Genomic DNA, 3,011 nt, shown 5'->3' with positions numbered 1-3,011 from the left:
AAAAAATAATTACCTAATTCTATTACCGAATTACTAAACCCTTACAGCAATGACATATAAGGTATTATTTGTCGTTTATCATACAATCAACTTTATGATATTCTTTACATAAAATCCATTTTAAATCCCAAATCCCAAATCTGACTTCCGAAATCTTTATATCTTTGCCGATTATCATTGCTTACTGATGAAGATTTCATATAACTGGCTTAAAGAATTTATTGATACAAATAAAACTCCACAGGAAATTTCAATTATCCTTACCGGTACCGGTTTGGAGGTTGAGAGTCTGGAAAAAGTACAACCTATCCCCGGCGGTTTGGAAGGCCTGGTGATTGGTTATGTAAAGGAGAGTGTTGACCACGCCAATTCAGATCACCTGCATGTAACCAAGGTTGATGTTGGCGGTCCGGAAGATCTGCAGATTGTTTGCGGCGCTGCTAACGTGGCTGCCGGGCAAAAAGTGGTGGTGGCCGTTGTAGGTACTACCGTTCACCCGGTAAGCGGCGAGCCATTTGCTATCAAAAAATCAAAAATACGCGGCGAGGTATCCGAAGGGATGATCTGTGCCGAGGATGAGATAGGCTTAGGCACCAACCATGATGGTATTATGGTGCTTGATGCTGATGCCCCGGTAGGTACACCAGCCAAAGAGTATTTTAAGCTGAACGACGATTATATGTACGAGATTGGCTTAACGCCTAACCGTGCCGATGCCGCCTCGCACCTGGGTACTGCCCGTGATGTTGCCGCTTTCTTAAAGATCGCTGTTAAACGCCCGGATGTTAGCGCCTTTAAAGTAGCTAACAACAGCAGGCCTATTCAGGTAGTTGTTGAAAACGAGCAGGCCGCGCCAAGGTTTTCGGGCGTTACGGTTAGCGGGGTTACCGTTAAGGAATCGCCACAATGGTTAAAGGAGCGCTTGGCTGTTATCGGCATACGTGCTATCAATAACATTGTGGATGTTACCAACTATGTGCTGCATGAGTTGGGCCAGCCGCTGCATGCTTTTGATGCCGATGAAATTAAAGGCAGCACCATCCGTGTTAAAAACTTTGCGGAAGGCACGCCATTTAAAACGCTTGACGATGTAGAACGTAAGTTATCTGAGCATGACCTCATGATAGGTAATGCCGAGGAGCCTATGAGCATTGCCGGTGTTTTTGGCGGTATCCATTCAGGTATTAAAGAATCAACCACCAGTATTTTTATCGAGAGCGCTTACTTTAATCCGGTTAGCATCCGTAAAACGGCTAAAAGGCATGGCTTAAAAACCGATGCATCTTTCCGTTTTGAGCGTGGTACCGATCCAGACATGACCGTTTTCGCACTTAAACGTGCTGCTTTACTGATACAGGAATTGGCCGGCGGCGAGGTATCATCAGACATTGTTGATCATTACCCGGTGCCTGTTGCGCCTTTCGCGGTTGATGTTACTTATAAAAATATCAACAGACTGATCGGCAAACAGATTCCGCATACCGAGATCAAAGCTATCATCGAGGCCTTGGATATTAAAGTTGTGAGCGAAACCGAAGAAGGTTTATCCTTGCAAGTTCCGCCATACCGTGTTGATGTAACCCGCGAGGTGGATATTGTGGAAGAGGTGCTGCGTATTTACGGTTACAACAATATCGAGATACCCACCCAGATCAGGGCGTCATTAAATAATTCACAACGGCCCGAGAAGGATGCGGTGCAAAACCAGATATCTGATCTGCTTACTGCCAATGGTTTTAACGAGATATTGGCTAACTCATTGACCAAATCGGCTTATTCAGATAACCTGGATACAGCGGTGAAAATTCTGAACCCGTTAAGCAGCGATCTGGATGTAATGCGCCAAAGCCTGGTTTACTCTGGTCTGGAAGCTATTGCCTACAACCAGAACCGCCGTGCTGCCGACCTTAAATTTTATGAGTTTGGCAAGGTGTACAGTGTAAAGGATGATAAATACACCGAGGTACAACGTTTCTCGATATTTATTACCGGCGCAAACTCGGCCGAGCAGTGGAACCAGAAACAACAGCCGGTATCGTTCTATAACCTGAAAGCCATTGTTGATGGTATTTTACAACGCCTGAACATTACTGATTTTGTAGTAGAGGATGCTACCTGCTCTAAATTGGCTTTCGGCCTGCAATATATGCTTAATGGCAAGCAGTTGGTTAAGTTTGGCCCGGTAGCCGCACGTGCCCTGAAAAAGGTTGATGTAGATAAGGAAGTGTTTTATGCCGATTTTAACTTTGACCTGGTGCTGAAAGCCATCCGCAATAACAAGATCGTTTACCAGGATGTTCCTAAGTTCCCGGCAGTAAGGCGCGACCTTTCTATGCTGATAGATAAGGGCGTATCGTTTGGCCAGCTAAAACAGATTGCCCTGCGTACCGAACGCAAGCTATTGAAAGAAGTTAGTGTATTTGACGTATACGAAGGTGATAAATTGCCGGCAGGTAAAAAATCATATGCGTTAAGCTTTATTATCCAGGACGCGGAAAAAACGCTGACCGATAAAGCCATTGACGGCATTATGCAGAAATTAATTTATAACTTAGGTAAAGAGGCCGGAGCCGAGATCAGGAAATAATTTTGACTTCGGATTTGGGAATTTCGATTTCGAATTTAGAAATCAGAGATTAGTTTTTTAAGAAGTTAGTGTTTAGAATTTAATTTTTAGAGTTTAGAAATTGGGTTTTAGAGTTTAGGATTTAAAAATTAGGATTTAAAAAGAATGCCTTCTGTAGCAGAACAATTAAATAAAATTGTAGACAAAACCGAGCGGTTGATAGAGCTTTGCGCTGCTTTACAGGAGGAAAACGACTTGTTAAAACTGGAAAGTGAGGCCCTGACCGTGGCGCTTGATGCAAGTAAGGCGAAGACAAAAGAGCTGGAAGAAAAGCTTCGTGTATTGAAGCTGGCTAAGTCGTTTTCAGAAACAAATGAAAAAAGTCTTGATATAAAGCAAAAAATTAACGACTTTGTGCAGGAAATAGATAAGTGTATTGTATTAT

Annotated in this window: 2 protein-coding genes; both read left to right on the top strand. The window is 43.2% G+C overall.

Annotated elements, in window-relative coordinates:
- Positions 1-187 precede the first annotated feature (187 nt).
- Positions 188-2,587 carry a phenylalanine--tRNA ligase subunit beta gene (gene pheT / locus AAGC65_RS25640; protein ID WP_343115302.1) on the top strand — a complete coding sequence of 800 codons (2,400 nt, stop codon included), beginning with the start codon at positions 188-190 and terminating at the stop codon, positions 2,585-2,587.
- A gap of 144 nt (positions 2,588-2,731) precedes the next feature.
- Positions 2,732-3,011 (top strand): hypothetical protein (locus AAGC65_RS25635; RefSeq protein ID WP_343115301.1); only part of this gene is annotated, 280 nt, incomplete at its 3' end.

Source organism: Mucilaginibacter sp. (genome assembly GCF_039207105.1).
Taxonomy (GTDB): Bacteria; Bacteroidota; Bacteroidia; order Sphingobacteriales; family Sphingobacteriaceae; genus Mucilaginibacter.
The sequence above is the reverse complement of the archived record's forward strand: the minus strand, read 5'-3'. Positions and strand labels throughout refer to the sequence as shown.

What these genes read in the sequence shown, in the direction of transcription:
- pheT (WP_343115302.1), top strand. Translation starts at nt 188, where the DNA reads ATGAAGATTTCATATAACTGGCTTAAAGAATTTATTGATACAAATAAA.